This is a genomic window from Burkholderia sp. BCC0398, assembly GCF_902833245.1.
GTDB lineage: Bacteria > Pseudomonadota > Gammaproteobacteria > Burkholderiales > Burkholderiaceae > Burkholderia > Burkholderia sola.
In genome coordinates this window covers 179,605-199,323 of record NZ_CADFEM010000003.1, presented here as the reverse complement: position 1 = coordinate 199,323, position 19,719 = coordinate 179,605, and the positions used below count along the sequence as shown (strand labels likewise).

Annotated in this window: 21 protein-coding genes; 8 read left to right on the top strand and 13 right to left on the bottom strand. The window is 67.8% G+C overall.

Annotated features, from left to right (window positions below; translation table 11 throughout):
• Nucleotides 1–86 precede the first annotated feature (86 nt).
• Nucleotides 87–1,115, top strand: coding sequence for a MerR family transcriptional regulator (locus tag HWX76_RS07600; RefSeq protein ID WP_124640142.1), 1,029 nt, complete (start codon nt 87–89; stop codon nt 1,113–1,115).
• Nucleotides 1,116–1,162: 47 nt separating this feature from the next.
• Here HWX76_RS07600 and HWX76_RS07595 read toward each other — a convergent pair whose 3' ends face one another.
• From HWX76_RS07595 to HWX76_RS07575, 5 genes are all read right to left on the bottom strand, one after another.
• Nucleotides 1,163–1,849, bottom strand: a complete 687-nt coding sequence (locus tag HWX76_RS07595) for a hypothetical protein (protein WP_176015648.1) — start codon at nt 1,847–1,849, stop codon at nt 1,163–1,165.
• Nucleotides 1,824–2,048 carry a helix-turn-helix transcriptional regulator gene (locus HWX76_RS07590; protein ID WP_050015494.1) on the bottom strand — a complete coding sequence of 75 codons (225 nt, stop codon included), beginning with the start codon at nt 2,046–2,048 and terminating at the stop codon, nt 1,824–1,826. Before HWX76_RS07590 ends, HWX76_RS07595 begins: the two co-directional genes overlap by 26 nt.
• A gap of 8 nt (nt 2,049–2,056) precedes the next feature.
• Nucleotides 2,057–2,617 (bottom strand): DUF2975 domain-containing protein, encoded by a 561-nt coding sequence (locus HWX76_RS07585; protein ID WP_050015496.1) that lies wholly within the window; start codon nt 2,615–2,617, stop codon nt 2,057–2,059.
• A 173-nt stretch (nt 2,618–2,790) separates the two neighbouring features.
• Nucleotides 2,791–3,315: a hypothetical protein gene (locus tag HWX76_RS07580; protein ID WP_089488465.1), complete on the bottom strand. Its 525-nt coding sequence runs from the start codon at nt 3,313–3,315 to the stop codon at nt 2,791–2,793.
• Nucleotides 3,316–3,396: 81 nt separating this feature from the next.
• Entirely contained in the window at nt 3,397–4,779 is a 1,383-nt protein-coding gene (locus HWX76_RS07575) for a sigma 54-interacting transcriptional regulator (protein WP_050015499.1), read from the bottom strand.
• Between the two features lie 253 nt (nt 4,780–5,032).
• On the opposite strand from HWX76_RS07575, the gene HWX76_RS07570 reads away from it, so the two are divergent.
• From HWX76_RS07570 to HWX76_RS07560, 3 genes are read left to right on the top strand one after another with little or no spacing between them, the layout of a single operon-like run.
• Entirely contained in the window at nt 5,033–5,917 is an 885-nt protein-coding gene (locus HWX76_RS07570) for an MBL fold metallo-hydrolase (protein ID WP_124593071.1), read from the top strand.
• Between the two features lie 31 nt (nt 5,918–5,948).
• Nucleotides 5,949–7,616 (top strand): bifunctional protein tyrosine phosphatase family protein/NAD(P)/FAD-dependent oxidoreductase, encoded by a 1,668-nt coding sequence (locus tag HWX76_RS07565; RefSeq protein WP_176015647.1) that lies wholly within the window; start codon nt 5,949–5,951, stop codon nt 7,614–7,616.
• Between the two features lie 18 nt (nt 7,617–7,634).
• Nucleotides 7,635–8,441: a sulfite exporter TauE/SafE family protein gene (locus HWX76_RS07560; RefSeq protein ID WP_050015504.1), complete on the top strand. Its 807-nt coding sequence runs from the start codon at nt 7,635–7,637 to the stop codon at nt 8,439–8,441.
• A gap of 103 nt (nt 8,442–8,544) precedes the next feature.
• Here the strand turns inward: HWX76_RS07560 and HWX76_RS07555 are convergent, their stop codons facing one another.
• The 4 genes from HWX76_RS07555 to HWX76_RS07540 form a co-directional block, all read right to left on the bottom strand.
• Entirely contained in the window at nt 8,545–9,366 is an 822-nt protein-coding gene (locus tag HWX76_RS07555) for an ABC transporter permease subunit (RefSeq protein WP_050015506.1), read from the bottom strand.
• On the bottom strand, nt 9,363–10,289 hold the full coding sequence (locus tag HWX76_RS07550; protein ID WP_050015507.1) for an ABC transporter permease subunit: 927 nt from the start codon (nt 10,287–10,289) through the stop codon (nt 9,363–9,365). The genes HWX76_RS07555 and HWX76_RS07550 overlap by 4 nt, the downstream gene beginning before the upstream one ends.
• Nucleotides 10,286–11,446, bottom strand: coding sequence for a polyamine ABC transporter ATP-binding protein (potA, locus tag HWX76_RS07545; RefSeq protein WP_050015509.1), 1,161 nt, complete (start codon nt 11,444–11,446; stop codon nt 10,286–10,288). Before potA ends, HWX76_RS07550 begins: the two co-directional genes overlap by 4 nt.
• 86 nt (nt 11,447–11,532) lie before the next feature.
• A complete protein-coding gene (locus tag HWX76_RS07540) occupies nt 11,533–12,627 on the bottom strand; it encodes a polyamine ABC transporter substrate-binding protein (protein ID WP_050015511.1) in 1,095 nt (364 codons plus the stop codon).
• A gap of 361 nt (nt 12,628–12,988) precedes the next feature.
• On the opposite strand from HWX76_RS07540, the gene HWX76_RS07535 reads away from it, so the two are divergent.
• Nucleotides 12,989–13,192: a DUF1289 domain-containing protein gene (locus HWX76_RS07535; protein ID WP_006493160.1), complete on the top strand. Its 204-nt coding sequence runs from the start codon at nt 12,989–12,991 to the stop codon at nt 13,190–13,192.
• Between the two features lie 83 nt (nt 13,193–13,275).
• Here the strand turns inward: HWX76_RS07535 and HWX76_RS07530 are convergent, their stop codons facing one another.
• The 3 genes from HWX76_RS07530 to HWX76_RS07520 form a co-directional block, all read right to left on the bottom strand.
• Nucleotides 13,276–13,917 carry an OmpW family outer membrane protein gene (locus HWX76_RS07530; RefSeq protein ID WP_050015514.1) on the bottom strand — a complete coding sequence of 214 codons (642 nt, stop codon included), beginning with the start codon at nt 13,915–13,917 and terminating at the stop codon, nt 13,276–13,278.
• 65 nt (nt 13,918–13,982) lie between these two features.
• Entirely contained in the window at nt 13,983–15,173 is a 1,191-nt protein-coding gene (locus tag HWX76_RS07525) for a nitronate monooxygenase family protein (protein ID WP_050015568.1), read from the bottom strand.
• A 122-nt stretch (nt 15,174–15,295) separates the two neighbouring features.
• Nucleotides 15,296–16,732 carry an aldehyde dehydrogenase family protein gene (locus HWX76_RS07520; RefSeq protein WP_050015516.1) on the bottom strand — a complete coding sequence of 479 codons (1,437 nt, stop codon included), beginning with the start codon at nt 16,730–16,732 and terminating at the stop codon, nt 15,296–15,298.
• Nucleotides 16,733–17,000: 268 nt separating this feature from the next.
• On the opposite strand from HWX76_RS07520, the gene HWX76_RS07515 reads away from it, so the two are divergent.
• The 3 genes from HWX76_RS07515 (at nt 17,001) to HWX76_RS07505 (ending at nt 18,723) form a co-directional block, all read left to right on the top strand.
• Entirely contained in the window at nt 17,001–17,366 is a 366-nt protein-coding gene (locus HWX76_RS07515; RefSeq protein WP_006488152.1) for a hypothetical protein, read from the top strand.
• A 210-nt stretch (nt 17,367–17,576) separates the two neighbouring features.
• On the top strand, nt 17,577–18,128 hold the full coding sequence (locus tag HWX76_RS07510) for a hypothetical protein (RefSeq protein WP_050015518.1): 552 nt from the start codon (nt 17,577–17,579) through the stop codon (nt 18,126–18,128).
• Between the two features lie 16 nt (nt 18,129–18,144).
• A complete protein-coding gene (locus HWX76_RS07505; RefSeq protein WP_176015646.1) occupies nt 18,145–18,723 on the top strand; it encodes a polysaccharide deacetylase family protein in 579 nt (192 codons plus the stop codon).
• A 12-nt stretch (nt 18,724–18,735) separates the two neighbouring features.
• On the opposite strand, the gene HWX76_RS07500 is transcribed toward HWX76_RS07505, so the two are convergent.
• Nucleotides 18,736–19,701 (bottom strand): phosphotransferase, encoded by a 966-nt coding sequence (locus tag HWX76_RS07500; protein WP_176015645.1) that lies wholly within the window; start codon nt 19,699–19,701, stop codon nt 18,736–18,738.
• Between the last annotated feature and the right edge of the window lie 18 nt (nt 19,702–19,719).

Here is a 19,719-nt window from a genome sequence, read left to right as displayed (position 1 = left end):
ACGCGCGTTCGATCGCCGATCTTCCGCTTGACCCTCACGTAGCGTAACGTTCGAGACTCCAGTGTGCGTACCGAACGGAGGAACGAATGCGGCTGAAAGTGGGAGACCTGGCGAAACGCAGCGGGCTGACCGTCCGCACGCTTCATCACTATCACGCAATCGGTCTGCTGACGCCTTCGGCGCGCGCCGACAACGGCTACCGGCTGTACGACCGCGACGACGTCGCCCGGCTCCACCAGATCCAGGCCCTGCGTCGCTTCGGACTGTCGCTCGCCGAAATCGGCGATTACCTGAACCGGCCCGGCACGCCGCTCGTCGATCTCGTCGCGAAGCAGATCGCGCTGCTCGACCGTCAGCTTGCGCAAACCGCGCAGCTGCGCGAGCGGCTCGTGAGTCTGCATGCGCAGCTCGCGGCGGGCACCGAGCCGGAACTGGCCGATTGGCTCACCACACTGGAGTTGATGACCGTGTACGACAAATATTTCTCCGAGGAAGAACTCGCGCGCCTGCCGATGTACCAGAAGAGCCAGGCCGGCGACGCGGAATGGATCGCGCTCGTCGACGAGGTCCGTACGCTGCACGAGGCGGGTGTGCCCGCCGAGGACGAGCGCGTACGTGCGCTTGCCGCGCGCTGGATGGCGCTGCTGGTACGCGACACGAACAACGATCCGCGGCTGCTTGCGAAGCTGAACCTGATGCATGAGCAAGAACCGTCGATGCAGTCGAAGATCGGCATTTCGACCACGTTGCGCGACTATGTGCTGCGGGCCTCGTCGGAAACGAAGATGCGGCTCTTCGAGAAGTACCTCACGCCGGACGAGAGCCGCTTCATGCGCGCGCACTACCGTCAACGGGCGATGGAATGGCCGCAACTGATGGCCGATGTGCGCGACGCGATCGATGCGGGCACGCGGCCCGATTCGCCGCAAGGCCGCGCGCTCGCGCAGCGCTGGCTCGAGCTGTTCTGCAGCTACGCGGGCCACGATCCGGCCACGCACGCGAAATTCCGCCACGCGCTGATGAACGAGCCGGCGCTGACGAAGGATTCGTGGACCGACGACACACTGCTCGGTTTCATGCGCGAGGCGATGGCGCAGCTGGCGCCGGCGCGCTGATCGCGTGATTCGCGGGCGGCAAGCGGGGTTCCCGTGGGCCGCCCGTTTCACCATTGGCAGCCGGTATCGCGAACCGCATCCAGCGCGAGCATCGGCAACGCGAGCAGGCCGGCACCCGCGTACGCGTTGCGGCAATCGGCGCGACGCGCGCCCGACATGCCGTCGGCCAGCCTGGCGTCGACGGCGCGACGATGCGCAGATGTGTCGCCCGACGATGCGCCCAGCGCGCCGACGGCCGCCTGCGCGGGGCTGCGCGCTGTGCGTGGCTGTGCACCGATTGCATCCAGATCGCGACGCCAGTCGAGATCGGGGCTCGCAGCGGTCGCTGGCTCGTTGGCACTTGCACTGGCCGTCGTCTGGCCTTGCCTGTGCGATGCATCCGGCATATCCGCAGACGAACGCGCGGCCCTTTGCGCGTTCGCCACCACCGCAGAACGTTTCGCCGATTGCACGTTGCCGCGCCCGCCTGCATTCGGGCCGACCCGCCCGATCTCGCGTGCGATCACCTCTGGCGTCGGCCGCGCGGGAATCAACTCGACGCGCAGCGCGGTGCGCGGCCGCTCGACGGATTTCGGGCTACCCGCTGGCGGCACTCGTTGCATCAGCAACCATCCGAGCAGGTGGAGCGATACGGACACCACGACCGCGAGCGCGACGACGCGCGACCGACGGCGCCCCGCCGCATCGGCACGCCGCGAGCGCGCTGCGTCAGTCGGGCGTGCCGCCGCCGTCATCGCTGAACGCGAGCAGGTCGCCCGGCTGGCAGTCGAGATAACGGCAGATCGCGTCGAGCGTCGCGAAGCGGATGCCCTTCACCTTCCCCTGCTTGAGCAGCGACAGATTCTGTTCGGTGATGCCGACGGCGGCCGCCAGATCCTTCGAGCGGACCTTGCGCATCGCGAGCATCACGTCGAGCTTGACTACGATCGTCATCGCGCGCCTCAGACGAACTGCCGATGCTCGGCATCGAGCTCGCTCGCCTGCCGGAGAATGTGCGCGATGATCGCGATGCAGGCCGCGGTGAACAACGCGACCACGTACGGCATGGTGAAGCCGAGGCTGACCACCCGATGGCCGACCGGTTCGCGCAGCGTCGCCCACACGCTCAGCAGCGGCTCGCACAGCAGGCTCAGCAGCACCCACAGGCCGATCGCCCGCCCCGTCTTGCCGAGATGGCCGGCCGCCTGTGCGGAGAAATAGTCGCGCCGCGCATACGTGCGGAACAGCGCGCGCAGATGCCGCAGGCCATTCGCGAGCGCGACGAGCGGCACGCTCGACAGCAGGATGCCGACCGCCTTCTGCCACCACGGGAACGCGGCAACGTCCACGTGCAGGTTGGTGAGTACCGAATCCGTGAGGCCGAATACGAAGCCGGGCCCCGAGGCTGCGCTCAGCGACGGAAACAGCCAGCACGCAGCGTTGAGCACCAGCATGCAGACGATGAACCCCAGCGTGACGGTGGCCATCTGCTGGCTGATACGGGCAATGCGATCGGAATGCATGGCGTCTCCTCGACGACGATTGAACGAGCGTCGATTGTACGTCGATAATTATCGTAAAACGATAATTAATTGTCGTCTTGTTGTGATTTTTTATTGCGTGGCAGGCTCAACCCGTATCGACCCGCCCGTACCGCACGCAACGGCCGGGCATCCGCCTAGGGCGTGTTCACGCCCTAGTCGTTGCGCATGCTGATCCCGCGCCAATGCTTCGTCATATAGCGCAGAAACGCGGGCTGCGCCTTCAGGTCTGCGTTCGGCACGGGCGCCGCGCCCCCGTCGACGAACTTGCCGTTGACCGTGACGATCTCCTCGCCACGAAGCACGTATTTCGTCCCTGCGTCGATCAGGAAGTACTTGACCTGATCGGCGCTCACGTCGCCGCGGCAACCGATCTTGTACGCGAACAGGAACTGCTTGCGGCCGTTGCCGAGCAGGTCGCGCATTTCGATCGACTTCGGCACGACGTCGAGAATCACGTCGACCGGGCATGCCTTCACGTAGTCGCGCACTGCCCAGTCGGGGCGGCCGTCGAGCGTCGCGGACACCTTGAGTTCGACGTCGTCGCCGGACGCGGTTCTGGCGAGCGTCACCGCGTGCGCGCCGGCCGCATCGGTCCACGTGTAATCGGCGGCGTGCGCCTGGCTGGCCAGCGCTGCGACTGTGAGCAACAGACAACTCGAAAGAACATGCCTTTTCATCGGAGATGGAGAGAGCCGGAATCGAACGCGCCATTATCGACAAAGCCGTGTGCCGCTGCCAGCGGCACGCACCACGCCCGTTCAGCGCTCGCGCGTGCCGAGCCCGAGCGCCTTCATCCGGCGGTACAGCGTCCGTTCGCTCAAGCCGAGCTGCGCGGCGAGCGCCTTGCGCGTGCCGTCGAACGCGCGCGCGATCCGGACGAGCTCCGCATCCGACACGCCGCCCGCATCCGCCGCCTGCGCATGCGGCGCCGCCGCGGCCACGACGAGCTCGGCCGGCAGATGTTCGACGCGGATCGTCCCGTCGTCCGCGAACAGGCACGCGCGTTCGAGCACGTTGCGCAGCTCGCGGATGTTGCCGGGCCACGCATACGCATCGAGGCACGCGCGCGCACGCTCGGTCAGCGTGAACGGTCGCGCATTCGCGTCGCCCGCGTTGCCGCGCGCGTTCGCGATCCGCCGCAGGATCGATTCGGCCAGCAGCGCGACGTCGCCCTGCCGTTCGCGCAGCGCCGGCAGCGGAATCGGAAACGCGTTGATCCGGTAGTAAAGATCCTGCCGGAACCGGCCGTCGTCGATCATCTCGCGCAGCGGCTTGTGCGTGGCCGCGACGAGCCGGAAATCGGCGCGCAGCGCCTCGACGCCGCCGACGCGCCGGAACGTGCCCGATTCGATCAGCCGCAGCAGCTTCACCTGCATCGGCAGCGGCACGTCGCCGATCTCGTCGAGAAACAGCGTGCCGCCCTGCGCGGTCTCGACGAGGCCCGGCTTGCGCTGGTTCGCGCCCGTGAACGCGCCTTTCTCGTAGCCGAACAGTTCGCTCTCGAACAGCGTCTCGGCGATCCCCGAGCAATCGACGACGACGAACGGCCCCATCGCGCGATCGCTCGCCTCGTGCAGCGCGCGGGCGAACAGCTCCTTGCCGGTGCCCGATTCGCCGAGCAGCAGTACCGGCAGCGTCGACGGCGCCACGCGCTGCAGCGCGCCGAGCGCCGCGTTGAACGCGTCCGAGCCGCCGACGAGCCCTTCCGCGCTCGGCTGCGCGGACGCGCTGCGCACCGTCGTCAGCCGCTCGACGTACGCGATCACGTTGCCGTCCGCGTCGAAGATCGGCCGCAGTTCGACGTCGACATGCTCGGGGCCGCGCGGCGTGTGATGGATGTGCAGCACGCGGTTGAGCCCGCGCGATTCGAGCGCCTGCTTCATCGGGCAATGCTCGCCGGCCTGGTCGCACGGCACGTTGTAGTGATGCGACACCTGGAAACAGTGCCGGCCCACATGCTCGACGCCGGCCACGCCGAACTGGCGCCGGTACGCATCGTTCGCCGCGAGGATCCGGTAGTCGGGGTCGACGACGATCATCGGCTGCGGGTCCTGCTCGAGATACGCGACGAGCGCGCGTACGTCGGGCATCGCGTCGTGACGCGCGGAGGGGACGATCGGAATGGTGTCGTGCGGATTCATGCGGCGGCTCGCTCGGCGAAGGGGCGCCCGGATGGACTGCCGGGCTGACTGCCAATTCTGCCACGACACTGCCAGATGTGGCAGTTCTCGTCCGCCACCGGATGTCGTTGACATCTCCACAGGGCCGCCGACGTCCCGAAAACCCGAGCCGAATCAAGCCCCTGCCACATCGGCCGGTACCGCGCCGCAGGTTGGCATGCTTCTTGAGATAAAGACCGCGATTGCAGATGCAGCACCCGATCGAGGACACCCCGTGAGCAACGCCCCCGCCCTGTCGGTCGAAGGCTTTTTCGACCCGGCGACCCACACCGTCAGCTATCTCCTGCTCGATACGACAAGCCGCGCATGCGCGCTGATCGACAGCGTGCTCGACTACGACCCGAAATCCGGCCGCACGCGCACCGCCAGCGCCGACCGGCTGATCGCGCGCGTCGCCGAACTCGGTGCGACCGTGCACTGGCTGCTGGAGACGCACGTGCACGCCGACCACCTGTCGGCCGCGCCCTACCTCAAAGCGCAGGTCGGCGGCCGGATTGCGATCGGTTCGCACGTGCGCCGCGTGCAGCACGTGTTCGGCACGCTGTTTAACGCAGGCCCCGGCTTCGCGGAAGACGGCCGCCAGTTCGACCGGCTCGTCGACGACGGCGACACGCTCGCACTCGGCGCGCTGACGATCCGCGCGCTGCACACGCCGGGCCACACGCCCGCGTGCATGACCTACTGCGTGGACGACGCGACGCAGCGCGCGGCGTTCGTCGGCGACACGCTGTTCATGCCCGACTACGGCACGGCCCGCTGTGACTTCCCCGGCGGCGATGCGCGCACGCTGTACCGCTCGATCATGCGCGTGCTCGCGCTGCCGCCCGACACGCGCCTGTACCTGTGCCACGACTACCAGCCGGGCGGCCGCGACGTGCAGTTCGTGACGACCGTCGCCGAGCAGCGCCGCGCGAACGTGCACGTGAGGGATGGCGTGAGCGAGGACGATTTCGTCGCGATGCGCACCGCGCGCGACGCGACGCTCGACATGCCGGTGCTGATGCTGCCGTCGGTGCAGGTCAACATGCGCGCCGGCCACCTGCCCGAACCCGAGAACAACGGCGTGCGCTACCTGAAGATCCCGCTCGACGCGATCTGAGCCGCGCGCCCCCAAACGGAGCCCCCCCAATATGACCATCCGCAAGCTGACCGACACGCTGTCGGTCTCGCCGCAGATCGCGGCGGCCGACCTGCCCGCGCTTCACGCAGCGGGCATTCGCGCGATCATCTGCAACCGGCCCGACGGCGAAGGCGCCGACCAGCCGACCGTCACCGAGATCCGCGCGGCCGCCGCGCCGCTCGGCATCGACGTGCACTACCTGCCGGTCGATACCGGCAAGGTGACCGACGACCAGGCCGCGCAGTTCGGCGCGCTCGTCGCGTCGCTGAATGGGCCCGTGCTCGCGTACTGCCGCAGCGGCACGCGGTCGGCCACGCTGTGGGCGCTGTCGCAGGCGGGGCTGCGCCCGCTGGACGACCTCATCGCCACCGCCGGCGCGGCCGGCTACGACCTGAGCGCGCTCGCCTCGCGTATCGCGCAGGACGGCCGCCAGAGCGCGCCGGCCGTGGACGCGCGACACGACATCGTGATCGTCGGCGCGGGCGCGGCCGGCATCGCGGTCGCGTCGAGCCTGCTCGCGCGCGACGCGTCGCTCGACATCGCGGTGATCGATCCCGCCGACGTTCACTACTACCAGCCCGGCTGGACGATGGTCGGCGCGGGCGTGTTCTGCCCCGAGACGACCGCGCGCAGGATGACCGACGTACTGCCGCGCGGCGTGCAGCGGATCCAGGCCGCGGTCGCCGGCTTCGAGCCCGACGCGCACGTGGTGGTGCTCGACGGTTGCCGGCGCATCGGCTATCGCAGGCTCGTCGTGTGTCCGGGGCTCAAGCTCGACTGGCATGCGATCGACGGCCTCGCCGACACGCTCGGCCGCAACGGCGTCACGTCGAACTACCGCTACGATCTCGCGCCGTACACGTGGGAGCTCGTGCGCGCGTTCCGCGGCGGCCACGCGCTCTTCACACAGCCGCCGATGCCGATCAAGTGCGCGGGCGCGCCGCAAAAGGCGATGTACCTGTCGTGCGATCACTGGCGGCGCACGGGGCGCCTCGACGCCGCGAACGTCGAATTCCTGAATGCGGGCGGCGCGCTGTTCGGCGTCGCCGATTACGTGCCCGCGCTGATGGAGTACGTGAAAAGCTATGACATCGCGCTGTCGTTCGGCCACAACCTCGTCGCGATCGACGGGCCCGCGCGCCGTGCGACGTTCTCGCGCGCGCTGCCGGAAGGCGGCAGGGAAACCGTCGAGCGTTCGTTCGACATGATCCACGTCGTGCCGCCGCAGAAGGCCCCCGATTTCGTACGCGCGAGCCCGCTCGCCGACGCGGCCGGCTGGATCGACGTCGATCCGGCGACGCTGCGCCACAAGCAGTTTCCGGACATCTACGCGCTCGGCGACGTCACCAACACGACCAATGCGAAAACGGCCGCGGCCGCCCGCAAGCAGGCGCCCGTCGTCGCGCACAACCTGCTCGCGTCGCTCGGCCGCGCACAGGGCGACGCCGCGTACGACGGCTACGGTTCGTGCCCGCTCACCGTCGAGCGCGGCAAGATCGTGCTCGCCGAATTCCTGTACGGCGGCAAGGTCGCGCCGACCTTCCCCGCGTGGCTGATCGACGGCAAACGGCCATCGCGGCTCGCGTGGCTGCTGAAGGAACGCGTGCTGCCGCCGCTCTACTGGAAGGCGATGCTCAAGGGCCGCGAATGGCTCGCGAAGCCCGCGATCGCCCGTTGACCGGAGCGCGATGACGTCATGCTGATTTCCCTCGTACTCGGCGGCTTCGTCGGTGCCGTGCTGGGCCTGACCGGCGCCGGCGGCGGCATTCTCGCGGTGCCGGCCCTCGTCGTCGGGATGAGCTGGCCGATGCAGCAAGCGACGCCCGTTGCGCTCGTCGCAGTGGCCGGCAGCGCCGCGCTCGGCGCGCTCGAAGGCTTCCGCCGCGGGCTCGTGCGCTATCGCGCGGCGCTGCTGATGGCCGTGGCCGGCGTGCCGCTGACCACGCTCGGCGTGCGACTCGCGCACGTACTGCCGCAGCGCCTGCTGCTCACGTTGTTCGCGCTGACGATGCTGGTCGTCGCCAGCCGCCTGCTACGACAGGCGCTGCGGCGGCAGGCGACCGACGCGGACGCGTCGCCGCTGTGCGTCGGCCGCGTGAATCCCGATACGGGCCGGCTCGTGTGGTCGTGGCCCGTGGGCATCGCGCTGGCGTCGACCGGCGCGGTCACGGGCTTGATGACGGGATTGCTCGGTGTCGGCGGCGGCTTCGTGATCGTGCCGATGCTGCGCAAGTTCACGAACGTGTCGATGCATGGGGTGGTCGCGACGTCGCTGATGGTGATCGCGCTGGTCGGTACCGGCGGCGTGTTCGCGACGCTCGTGTCGGGCACGCGCGCGCCGCTCGACGTGACGCTGTGGTTCAGCGTCGCGACCGCGCTCGGCATGGCCGCCGGCCGCGGCGCGTCGCGCCACCTCGCCGCGCGGCACGTGCAGGCCGGGTTCGCGGCCGTGCTCGTCTGCGTCGCGCTGGGATTGCTGGCGAAGGCGGCGCTCGGCGCATAAACGCCGGCGATGGGCCGGCGATCGTTACGCGCCGCCAAACAAAACGCCCGGGCCGACTCGTCGTCGGCACCGGGCGTTTTTCTTGAAGGCCACAACCGCCGTATCAGGCCGCAAACCCCGCCATCCGCTTGCGTTCCTGACGCAGCATCACGACGTTCGCGATCACGACGCCGGCCGTCACCGCGATGATGAACAGCGTCGCGAGCGCGTTCATCTCCGGGTTCAGCCCGAGGCGCACGCGCGAGAACACGACGAGCGGCAGCGTCGTCGAGCCGGGGCCCGACAGGAACGCCGACAGCACGAGGTCGTCGATCGACAGCGTGAACGACAGCAGCCAGCCCGCGATCAGCGCCTGCGAGATCAGCGGCAGCGTAATCGTGAAGAACACCTTCAGCGGCGTCGCGCCGAGATCGAGCGCGGCTTCTTCCAGCGACGGATTCAGCTCGCGCACGCGCGACTGCACGATGATCGCGACGTACGAGATGCACAGCATCACGTGGCCGAGCCAGATCGTGAACACGCCGCGCTCGGCCGGCCAGCCGATCCACTTCGCGAGCTCGATGAACAGCAGCAGCAGCGAGATCCCCTGGATCACCTCGGGGATCACGAGCGGCGCGTTGATCATCCCGCTGAACAGCGCGAAGCCGCGAAAGCGGCCCATCCGCGCGAGCACGAAGCCGGCCCACGTGCCGATGAACACCGACGCGAACGCGGTCAGCACGCCGATCTTCAGCGACAGCCACGCGGCCGTCAGCAACTCGTCGTCCTCGACGAGCGCCTCATACCAGCGGAACGAGAAACCCGACCACACGGTGACGAGCTTCGACTCGTTGAACGAATAGACGATCAGGCTGATGATCGGGATGTACAGGAACGCGAAGCCGACGAACAACGCCGCGAACTGCAGGTAGCGATTCGGCTTCATCGACGGCCTCCCTGTTCCTTCGCCTGGAAGTGCTGGAACATCGCCATCGGCACGAGCAGCAGCAGCACCATCGCGCAGGTCACGGCAGACGCCATCGGCCAGTCCGCGTTGTTGAAGAACTCGTTCCACATCACGCGGCCGATCATCAGCGTATTCGCGCCGCCGAGCAGCTCCGGAATCACGTACTCGCCGACCGCCGGGATGAACACCAGCAGGCAGCCCGCGATGATCCCGTTCTTCGACAGCGGCAGCGTGATCTGCACGAACGCCTTCCACGGCTTCGCGCCGAGGTCGTACGCGGCTTCGAGCAGGCGCAGGTCCATCTTCACGAGGTGCGCGTAGAGCGGCATCACGAGGAACGGCAGGTACGAATACACCATCCCGATGTACACCGCATAGTTCGTGCGGTACAGCTCGATCGGCGTATGCGTGAGCCCGATCCACATCAGGAAGTTGTTCAGGAGCCCGTTGTTCTTCAGGATCCCGATCCAGGCATACACGCGGATCAGGAACGACGTCCAGAACGGCAGCATCACGCCCATCATCAGCAGGTTGCGGGTGGCCGGGTTCGAGCGCGCGATGTAATACGCCATCGGATAGCCGAGCAGCAAACACAGCAGCGTCGTGATCGCGGCGACCCACACCGAGTTCACGTAGGTCGCGAAATACAGGCTGTCCGTGAACAGGAACGCGTAGTGCGACAGGTTCAGCGCGACGTGCACGACGCCGTCGGCGTACGACGCGAGCTCCGTATACGGCGGGATGCCGAGCTGCAGCTCCGCGAAGCTGATCTTCACGACCAGCACGAACGGCACGAGGAAGAACAGCACGAGCCACGTGAACGGCCCGGCCACGACCGCCGTGGCGCCCGTCAGGTTGAAGCGCCGCACCGGCCACTCGAGCAGGGACTTGAACGCGTTCATGACGTCAGCACCACGCCGGCGGTCGCGCTCCAGCGCACGTAGATCTCGTCGGCGAGCACCGGCGTGTCGAGTTCGGAAATCGCGAGGCTCGACACGTTCGCGATCACCGTCTTGCCCCCGTCGAGCTTCACGTGATACAGCGAATAGCCGCCCATGTACGCGACGTTGCTGATCCGGCCGCGCGCCCAGTTGAACGCACCTTCGGGCGGCTTGCGCGTGAGCGCGATCCGCTCGGGGCGCACCGACACCGTGACCGGCATCCCGAGCGGGCCCGAGATCCCGTGGCTCACGTACAGCCGGCTCGGCAGTTCCGGCGATTCGATGTACACGTGATCGGGTTCGTCCTCGACCGTCACGCCGTCGAACAGGTTCGTCGAGCCGATGAATTCGGCCGAGAAGCGGCTGTTCGGGTATTCGTACACTTCGTTCGGCGAGCCGATCTGCACGATCTGCCCTTCGCTCATCACCGCGAGGCGGTTCGCCATCGTCATCGCCTCTTCCTGATCGTGCGTGACCATGATGCAGGTGACGCCGACCTTGTTCAGGATGTTGACGAGCTCGATCTGCGTACGCTGGCGGATCTGCTTGTCGAGCGCGGACATCGGCTCGTCGAGCAGCAGCAGCTTCGGGCGCTTGACCAGCGAACGCGCAAGCGCAACGCGCTGCTGCTGGCCGCCGGAAAGTTGATGCGGCTTGCGCTTCGCATACTTGCCCATCTGCACGAGTTCGAGCGCGGACGCGACGCGCGCCTTCAGCTCGGCCTTCGGCGTGCCTTCCTGCTTCAGCCCGAACGCGACGTTCGACTCGACCGACATGTGCGGGAACAGCGCATACGACTGGAACATCATGTTCACGGGCCGCTTGTACGGCGGCATCTGCGCGAGGTCCTCGCCGTCGATCAGGATCTTGCCCGACGTGACCGTCTCGAGGCCCGCGAGCATCCGCAGCAACGTCGACTTGCCGCAGCCCGAGCTGCCGAGCAGCGCGAACAGCTCGCCCTGGCGCACGGTCAGGTTGACGCTGCGCACGGCTTCGGTGTCGCCGAATTTCTTGACGACGTCGACGATCTGGACAAAGTTCTCGGCGCGCGCATCGGCGCCGGAGGAGGAAACGGAGAACGGCGCGCCCGCGACCGGCGCGCCCGACTGGCTATTCATGATGTGCTGCTTCTCTCCTGCGTTAGACGAACAAAGCCCCCGGGGGCACCAGGGGCTTCATGACTGCGGGTTCACTTCGGCTCGCGTCAGCGGCCCGACTTCAGCTCGGTCCACAGACGCGTCTGCAGACGCTGGATTTCAGGCGGCAGCGGCTTGAGCAGGAACAGCGTCTTCACGACGTCGGCCGGCGGATACACGGCCGGGTCGTTCGCGACGTCGGGCCGCACGTACTTGCGTGCCTCGGCGTTCGCGCTCGGGTAGTACACCGCGTTCGTGATCGCCGCATGCACCTTCGGATCCTCGATGTAGTTGATCCACTGCAGCGCGGCTTCCTTGTTCTTCGCATCCTTCGGGATCGCCATCACGTCGAACCACACCGGCGCGCCGCCCTTCGGAATGTAGTACTCGACCTTGTACGGCTTCTTCGCCTCGATCGCACGATGCTTCGCGATCACGACGTCGCCCGACCAGCCGAACGCGAAGCAGATGTCGCCGCCGACCAGGTCGTTGATGTAGCCCGACGAGTTGAATTGCGTGATGTACGGACGGATCTTCTTCAGCACGTCCATCGCGGCCTTGTAGTCGGCCGGGTTCGTGCTCATCGGGTCCTTGCCGATGTAGTGCAGCGTCGCCGCGAACATCTGGTCGGGTGCGTCGAGCACCGACACGCCGCAGGTCTTCAGCTTCGCGAGGTTTTCCGGCTTGAACAGGATGTCCCAGTTGTCGAGCGGTACCTTGCCGAGCGCCTGCTGCGCCTTCGTCAGGTTGTATGCGAGGCCGGTCGTGCCATATGCCCAGGGCACCGAATACTTGTTGCCCGGGTCCGCGCCGGCGACGAGCGCCATCAGTTGCGGATCGAGGTACTTGAGGTTCGGCAGCTTCGACTTGTCGAGCGGCGCGAAGATGCCGGCGGCGATCTGCTTGCCCGCGTAGTTGCTGGTGGGCACGACGATGTCGTAGCCCGAGCTGCCGGTCAGCAGCTTCGCCTGCAGCGTGTCGTCGCTGTCGTAGTTGTCGTAGCGAACCTTGACGCCCGCCTGCTTCTCGAAGTTCGGGATCGTGTCCTTCGCAATGTAGTCCGACCAGTTATAGACATTGAGCTGCGTATCCTTCGCCGCTGCCGCCGACGCCCCCACGCACAGCGCGAGCGCTGCGAACCGGCCCACTACCTTTGCTTTCATCCCGTTCTCCCTTCGGCCGGACGCGTTGCCCGGCTGCCGTCTGCCTCGTCATGGCGGCGCATTCTGGCGCGCCGCCCCTCGAAAACCCCGAAAACTACCATCATTCGCGCCCCGTCACAAAAAAATCATGCCGGTGTCGCGCAAACGGAACAGATTCCCGCCGCCGGTCGGTCGAACCGCCCGTGCGGCGGGGCGTTCCGGGGGAATTCTATCGGGTAATCGGCGGCTGTCCACCGGGAAAAACGGGCAGCGGCGAAGCGGCGTTCGGATGGCGGGCGCGTGCGCCCGGCGCCGGCGGCCGGCCGGGCCGTCGCGATGCATTAAAATGGCGGCTGACGATTCAACTGCGCGAACCCTCCCGATGGCCTCCAATCTTCACGACCTCCCCGACAGCCCCTGCATCGGCGTGTGCTCGACGCTCTTCGACGAAGTCTGCAAGGGCTGCGGCCGCACGGCCGCCGAAGTGTCGAACTGGGTGTTCCTGAGCGACGACGAAAAGCGCGCGGTGTGGGAGCGCATCACGCGCGAAGGCACCGCGATGCGTTTCCAGTACGACAAGCTGTAAATCCACTGCACAAAAAAAGAGCGGCATGCCGACCGCCATGCCGCCAACCCCAACTCTGTTCCTTTCGCGCGAGCGCGTCGGGTCTAGAACTTCATCCCGACGCCGATGCCGACGATCAGCGGATCGATGTGCAGCGTGCCGATGCCCTTGTCGCCGAGCGTCGCATCGGTGCTCATCCAGATCTTCTTCACGTCGACGTTCATGAACACCTTCTTCGTCAACTGCACGTCCACGCCGAACTGCAGTGCCGGACCGAAGCTGCTCTTGTTGATCGACACGCCCTCGCCGCCGACGTTGAGCCCGTTGTTGTAGAAGTACGTGTAGTTCAACCCGGCGCCGACGTACGGACGCACCTTGCCCGCATGGTTGAAGTGATACTGCAGCAGCAGCGTCGGCGGCAGCACGCCCACGCCGCCGAGATTGCCGAGGCTCGACGTCATTTGATGCCGCGACGTGCCGAGGATCAGCTCGACGCCGAGGTAGTCGCGGATCATGTACGTGAAGTCGAGCTCGGGCACGATCGCGTTGTTCACGCCGGTGTTGATCGCGCCGAGCGTGTCGCTCGCGCGCTCGTTCGGCTGGATGCTGATCGCGCGCAGCCGGACCAGTACGTCACCCTGATTGATGCCGTCGCCCGGCGACGCCGCGTGCGACAGCGACGGCATCGCGACGAGGCTGGCCGCGACGGCGGCTGCGGTGACACATGTTCGAATCGTTTTATGCATGGTACGGACCCCCAAAGAATGGTTTCCATTCTCCCTGTAGGGTCTTTTCGTCATCTTGATATTGGTCAAGCCAGCGTAAACGTGGGACGGTTTGCCGCAGGCTCGGTCGCACTGCCTGTCAGCAGCAGGTCGAGCAGATCGCGCACGCTGCGGATCGCGCGGCCGAACGGCAATGCTTCGCGGCCGCGGAAGAACAGCCCGTTCGAGACGTCGCCGCGCAGCGCGGCCGCAAGCCGCGTGTCGATGCAGAAGTGGCCGAATTTCTCGATGCCGTCGCGCAGCCCGCATACGCTCAGGCATTCGAGCGCGGTCGGGCAGCGCTGCTTGAACGCGCCGAGCTTGTTGCGAATGCGCGTCTCGTTGCGCAGGTAACGATCGAGCCACGGCGTCTTCACCGCGCGTGCCGGCAGCCCCGTCACGCTGACGAATTCGACGATGTCGTCGGGCAGCGCATCGGCCAGCACACGCTTGAAGTTCGGGTGCGCGTCGCCTTCTTCCGTCACCGCGAACGGCGTGCCCACCTGCACACCGTTCGCGCCGGCCGCGAGCGCCGCGCGCACCGTGTCGTGACTGTTGATCCCGCCGGCCACGATCAGCGGGATCGTATCGCGCGCGAGGCCGAGCGACGCCATCACCTGCGCGGTCTCGTCGAGCACGCGCGCGAAATCGAAGCGCGCATCGTGCATGTCGTCGATCTGCGTGACGCCGAGGTGGCCGCCCGCGTGCGCCGGATGCTCGATCACGATCGCATCGGGCAGCCGCCCCTTCTTCATCCACTTCTTCAGCACCAGCGCGATCCCGCGGCTGTCCGACAGGATCGGAATCAGCGCGATGTCGTGCCCTTGCGTGAGATCGGGCAGATCGAGCGGCAGGCCCGCGCCCATCACGATCGCGTCCGCGCCCTCGTCGCACGCGACCCGCACGTAGTCCGCATGCGCGCTCACCGCCTTCATCACGTTGACCGCGATCATCCCGCGCCCTTCGCTGTACGTCTTCGCGAGACGGATCTCGCGCGCGAGCGCGTCGAGGTTCGCCGCCTCGAGCGTCGCGCGATCGGGGTGCGCGCGGCAACGCGCGAGCAGGTCCGCATGATGGTGGCGCAGGTCGATGCTCGCGATCGTGCCGACCGCGCCTTCGCGCGCGACGCTGCCCGCCAGCCGGTGCGCGGAGATGCCGACGCCCATGCCGCCCTGCACGACGGGCAGCAAGGTGCGACCGCGGATCGTCAGCGGCGGAAAGGAAGTGCGTACGGTCATCTGAAACCTCGTCGGAACATCGAAATCGCGATGATCGACGATCCACCGCCGCGCACCTTGACGGCCGTCAATAAAAAACGGCACGCGAGCGTGCCGTTGCGCGGTCATGCGGGATGAAACGCTCAGGCCGGCTTCGCCGGCCTCAGCTGCATCGACTTGTATTCGAGGTATTCCTCGAGCCCGTACACGCCGTTCTCGCGGCCATGCCCCGACTGCTTGAAGCCGCCGAACGGCGCGGCGGCGTTCCACGTGCCGCCGTTGATGTCGACCTGCCCCGTGCGGATGCGGCGTGCGACGCGCATCGCGCGTTCGTCGCTGCCGGCCCACACCGCGCCGCCGAGCCCGTACGGCGAATCGTTCGCGATCCGCACGGCCTCGTCTTCGTCGCGATACGTGATGATCGACAGCACCGGCCCGAAGATCTCTTCCTGCGCGATCGTCGCTTTCGGATCGACGCGGCCAAACACGGTCGGTTTCACGAAGAAGCCCTTCGCGAGCCCTTCCGGCAAACCGGTGCCGCCCGTCACGAGTTCCGCGCCTTCGTCGATGCCTCGCTGGATGTACGCCTGCACGCGCTGCTGCTGCGCGGCCGACGCCAGCGCGCCGAGGCGCGTCGTCTCCTGCCGAGGGTCGCCCGCGACGTACGTTTCGGCCGCGGCCTTCGCGATCTCGCGCGCTTCGTCGTAGCGGGCTTCCGGCACCAGCATCCGCGTATGCGCGGAGCAGGTCTGGCCCGCGTTCAGGTAGCACGCGTTGACCGTGCCCTTCACCGCCGTCGCGAAATCGGCATCGTCGAGGATCACCGACGCCGACTTGCCGCCCAGCTCCAGCGCGACGCGCTTGACGCCCGCGGCCGCCAGCTCGGCCACGCGCTTGCCCGCGCGCGTCGAGCCGGTGAACGACACCATGTCGACGTCCGGATCGGTGACCAGCACCTCGCCGACGACCGGGCCATACCCGCACACGAGGTTGAACACGCCGGCCGGCAGCCCGGCTTCGTGGATCGCTTCGGCGAGCATGAACGCGTTGAGCGGCGCGACTTCAGACGGCTTCAGCACCACCGTGCAGCCGGCCGCGAGCGCCGGCGCGACCTTCAGCGTGATCTGGTTGAGCGGATAGTTCCACGGCGTGATCGCCGCGACGACGCCGACCGGCTCGCGCACCACCAGCGAATTGCCGACCCGCGCCTCGAATTCGAACGATTCGGCGAGCTTCGCGTACGCCTTCCAGTTGTAGACCGGGCCGCCGACCTGGATTGCGCGCGACAGCTTGATCGGCATGCCGACTTCGCCGGTGATCGACTGCGCGAGTTCCTCGCTGCGTGCCTGCAGATGCTCGACGATCTTGCGCAAGTAGCCCGCGCGCGTCGCGGCCGGCGTGGCCGCCCACGCGTCGAAGGCCGCGCGCGCCGCGCGGATCGCGTCCTGCGCGTCGGACGCGACGCCCTCGGGAATCCGGCCGATCACGGCTTCGGTGCCCGAATCGATCACGTCGATCGTGCCGGCGCCGGCCGGTTTGCGCCACGCGCCGTCGATGTAGAACTGGTCGTAGATTTTCATCGTGTTCCGCCTCCAGGGAAGCCGCCATTCTAGCGAGCGTTTCGGTGGCTGGTGTGACGAATGACAGCCATTCGAAAGGACCGGCGCGCCCTAGCGCCGGTGCTCCGCCGCGCGCCGCGCACGGCAGGCGCCGCACGCTTCGGGCCGCCGTCACGTCGGCATCCGCCCGGGTGCGCGGCCGGGCCCGCATCGTGCTATGTTTTTAATATCGGCATCGGCCCGTTGCGGCCGGCGCCGCCCGGAATCGACGCACTTCGTGAGCGCTGCCATGTCCGACGCATCCCATACCCTCGGCTCGCAAGACCGCCTGGAGCTGCTTTGCTGGCTCACCTGCGGCAACCTCGGCGCGTTTTACCTGAACGAATCCTGGCCGGACGCCGCGTTCCAGGTCCAGGCCGCGCACCGCTGGCTCGACCGCCATCACCGCCAGGCCGACTGGCTCTCGGTCGCCCGGCTCGCGGCGCTCGCGCAGGACATCGCGAAGCGGCATGCGGGCTTCGTCGACGCGTCGTGGGCGCGCGACGCGGTCGAGGAAATCGTCGATACCGACGATCTCGACTATCGGGCCAAACTCGTGCAGTGGGTGTACGAGGACTGCTGCAAGGCGCTCGCCGACAAGCGGCTGGCGGATTGAGCGGCGCCGGCGCCGCCCGGTGCGCGAGTCGCGGTGTCGCCGGGCGCGACGCCCTTTCGCCGTGACGACCGTCACGGCCGGAACGATTGTCGGGGTACGGTGCATGCGCGCTGCCCCGGCGCCCGCACGCGCGAAGCGTCATACAATCGTCGCCGCCGGCCATTCGGCCGCCGCGGCCCGACCTCGATCTCGACCATGAAAGACACTCGCGTGGCGCTCGCCCATCGACTTCTGCTGATCGCCGGCGCATCGGCCGCACTGACGGCCGGCGCCACCGGTGCTGCGCCCGCAGCCACGGCGGCCGCGGCCTGTGCATCGCCTGCGTTCGACCGTTACCCGGCACCGGCCGCCGCCGCCCGCGCGCCGCGCAAACCGGCTGCCGCGCCTCGGCTCACCAGCCACGAAGCGCGCCTCTATCGCACCGTTATTCGTGACGCGTTCGCGCAACCGGCCAACTTTGCCGGTCACTACCGCGTCGCGATCTGGGGTTGCGGAACGGATTGCCGAAATTTCGCGATCGTCGACAAGGACACGGGCGCGACGTACACGATGCCCGGCGTGACGGCCGTCTCGGGCGTGATGGGCAACGACGACGAGCGCGTCGACTTCCGTGCCGGCAGCAGGCTGCTGATCGTCGCCGGCTGCTTCAACGACGATTGCGGCGACGGCAATGCGAAAGCGGCCCGATTCTTCTACGAATGGACCGGCACCCGGCTGCGTCCGGTCGGCACGTGCCCGCTGGCCATCGAGCCAGTTCAGTGAGCGGCCCGGGCAACCGATGATATCCATTCATTTCAGTTTCGACGACGGCCCCGGGCCCTCGACGCCCGCGCTGCTCGACGTGCTGCGCGATGCGTCGTGCACGGCGACCTTCTTCGTGCTCGGCAAGCATCTGGCGGGCGCGCTCGGCGTCGCAACGAGCATCGCGCGCGAAGGCCACCGGCTCGGCAATCACACCTATTCGCACGCGAAGCCGGGCGCGCTCGCGGACGCCGCACTGATCGACGAAATCGACATGACCGATGCGCTGATTCGCGATGTGTATCGCCGCGCCGGCGTTGCCGCGCCGCACGCGATCCCGCTGCGGCTGCCGTACGGGTTGATGCCGCACGACGATCGCGCCGCCGTGCTCGCGCGCCTGCAACGCGAACACACGAGCTGGACCGCGATACTGGACGACTGGCAACGGCCGGCGCCCTCGTCGCAAGCGCTGTTCGACGCGATGTGCGCGCATGTCGACGCGTGCACGGCGCAGCATCGCGACGTACTGTTCTGCCTGCACGACGGATCGCGGCACGGCGACGCGCGGCCCAACACGGTCGAAGCCGTGCGGCTGTTCCTGAACCGGCAGCGCTGACGCGCCTGCCGGCTAGCCCGCGGGCGCCGCGCCGTCCAGCAACTGGCGCCAGCCGCCGAGGAACCCGATGCCGGGCCCCGGCATCCATAGGCCGCGCTGCGCGGCTTCGAGATGGATCAGCGACTGGTCCGCGCAGAACAGCGTCGTCAGCGTGTCGTGGTTGTCGCGCAGCCAATCGGGCGCCGCATCCGGCCGCGTCGCCATATAAGTGTGCAAGCAGGCCGTCCATCGCCCGCGGTCGAATACAAAGCCGTCGTCCCGGCCCGCATCGCGCGACAGCGCGAACGACGCGAAGGCCGCCTCGAGCCATTGCGCACCCTGCCCCACATCGTCGAAATCGAGCACGCCGTTCACCGCGTTGCCCACATACAGCAGGTTGCCCGCGTGATAGTCGCCGTGCAGCCACTGCACGGGCCCCGTGAGCCACGCCGCCGCCGCGTCGAGATGCGTGCCGATGCGCCGGATCACCGTGTCGTAGTCGTCGTGCAAGTCGGCCGGCAGCGACGGCATCGCGCGCGCCGCCACGCGTGCATGACGTGCGGACAGCCATGCGAGCGGCGTCGCTTCGCTCGCGGGGATCGCGGCCAGCGCCGTATGCAGATGCGCGAGCGTGCGCATCGCATCGATCGCTCCCGCGTGCAGGTCGTCCGGCAGGCCGGGACGGCCGTCGATATGCTCGAACAGATGCAACCAGCTTCCGTCGGGCGTCTGCACGCCGGTTTGCGCGTCGACGGTCGGCCGCAGCCGCGGCAGCGCGGGCAGCGTCGACGCCATGCGCGCCTCGCCAAGACGCGCGAGTATCGACGCCTCGCGCCGCATCTGCGCGACCGGCTTCCCGGCCCACGACACGCGCAACACCGTCCGCCCCGCATCGCACTCGACGAGATAGGTTTTGTTAGTATGGCCCGACGCCAGCGCGTGCAGGCGCGCCGGGCCGATGTCCCAGTACCGGTGTAGCCACCACTCCAGCGTTTTCACGTCACTCCTACTCGTTGC

Excerpts from the sequence above, each read along its gene's own strand:
- HWX76_RS07600 (WP_124640142.1), top strand. The coding sequence starts at position 87 with ATGCGGCTGAAAGTGGGAGACCTGGCGAAACGCAGCGGGCTGACCGTC.
- HWX76_RS07595 (WP_176015648.1), bottom strand. The coding sequence starts at position 1,849 with ATGACGGCGGCGGCACGCCCGACTGACGCAGCGCGCTCGCGGCGTGCC.
- HWX76_RS07590 (WP_050015494.1), bottom strand. The coding sequence starts at position 2,048 with ATGACGATCGTAGTCAAGCTCGACGTGATGCTCGCGATGCGCAAGGTC.
- HWX76_RS07585 (WP_050015496.1), bottom strand. The coding sequence starts at position 2,617 with ATGCATTCCGATCGCATTGCCCGTATCAGCCAGCAGATGGCCACCGTC.
- HWX76_RS07580 (WP_089488465.1), bottom strand. The coding sequence starts at position 3,315 with ATGAAAAGGCATGTTCTTTCGAGTTGTCTGTTGCTCACAGTCGCAGCG.
- HWX76_RS07575 (WP_050015499.1), bottom strand. The coding sequence starts at position 4,779 with ATGAATCCGCACGACACCATTCCGATCGTCCCCTCCGCGCGTCACGAC.
- HWX76_RS07565 (WP_176015647.1), top strand. The coding sequence starts at position 5,949 with ATGACCATCCGCAAGCTGACCGACACGCTGTCGGTCTCGCCGCAGATC.
- HWX76_RS07560 (WP_050015504.1), top strand. The coding sequence starts at position 7,635 with ATGCTGATTTCCCTCGTACTCGGCGGCTTCGTCGGTGCCGTGCTGGGC.
- HWX76_RS07555 (WP_050015506.1), bottom strand. The coding sequence starts at position 9,366 with ATGAAGCCGAATCGCTACCTGCAGTTCGCGGCGTTGTTCGTCGGCTTC.
- HWX76_RS07550 (WP_050015507.1), bottom strand. The coding sequence starts at position 10,289 with ATGAACGCGTTCAAGTCCCTGCTCGAGTGGCCGGTGCGGCGCTTCAAC.
- potA (WP_050015509.1), bottom strand. The coding sequence starts at position 11,446 with ATGAATAGCCAGTCGGGCGCGCCGGTCGCGGGCGCGCCGTTCTCCGTT.
- HWX76_RS07540 (WP_050015511.1), bottom strand. The coding sequence starts at position 12,627 with ATGAAAGCAAAGGTAGTGGGCCGGTTCGCAGCGCTCGCGCTGTGCGTG.
- HWX76_RS07535 (WP_006493160.1), top strand. The coding sequence starts at position 12,989 with ATGGCCTCCAATCTTCACGACCTCCCCGACAGCCCCTGCATCGGCGTG.
- HWX76_RS07530 (WP_050015514.1), bottom strand. The coding sequence starts at position 13,917 with ATGCATAAAACGATTCGAACATGTGTCACCGCAGCCGCCGTCGCGGCC.
- HWX76_RS07525 (WP_050015568.1), bottom strand. The coding sequence starts at position 15,173 with ATGACCGTACGCACTTCCTTTCCGCCGCTGACGATCCGCGGTCGCACC.
- HWX76_RS07520 (WP_050015516.1), bottom strand. The coding sequence starts at position 16,732 with ATGAAAATCTACGACCAGTTCTACATCGACGGCGCGTGGCGCAAACCG.
- HWX76_RS07515 (WP_006488152.1), top strand. The coding sequence starts at position 17,001 with ATGTCCGACGCATCCCATACCCTCGGCTCGCAAGACCGCCTGGAGCTG.
- HWX76_RS07505 (WP_176015646.1), top strand. The coding sequence starts at position 18,145 with ATGATATCCATTCATTTCAGTTTCGACGACGGCCCCGGGCCCTCGACG.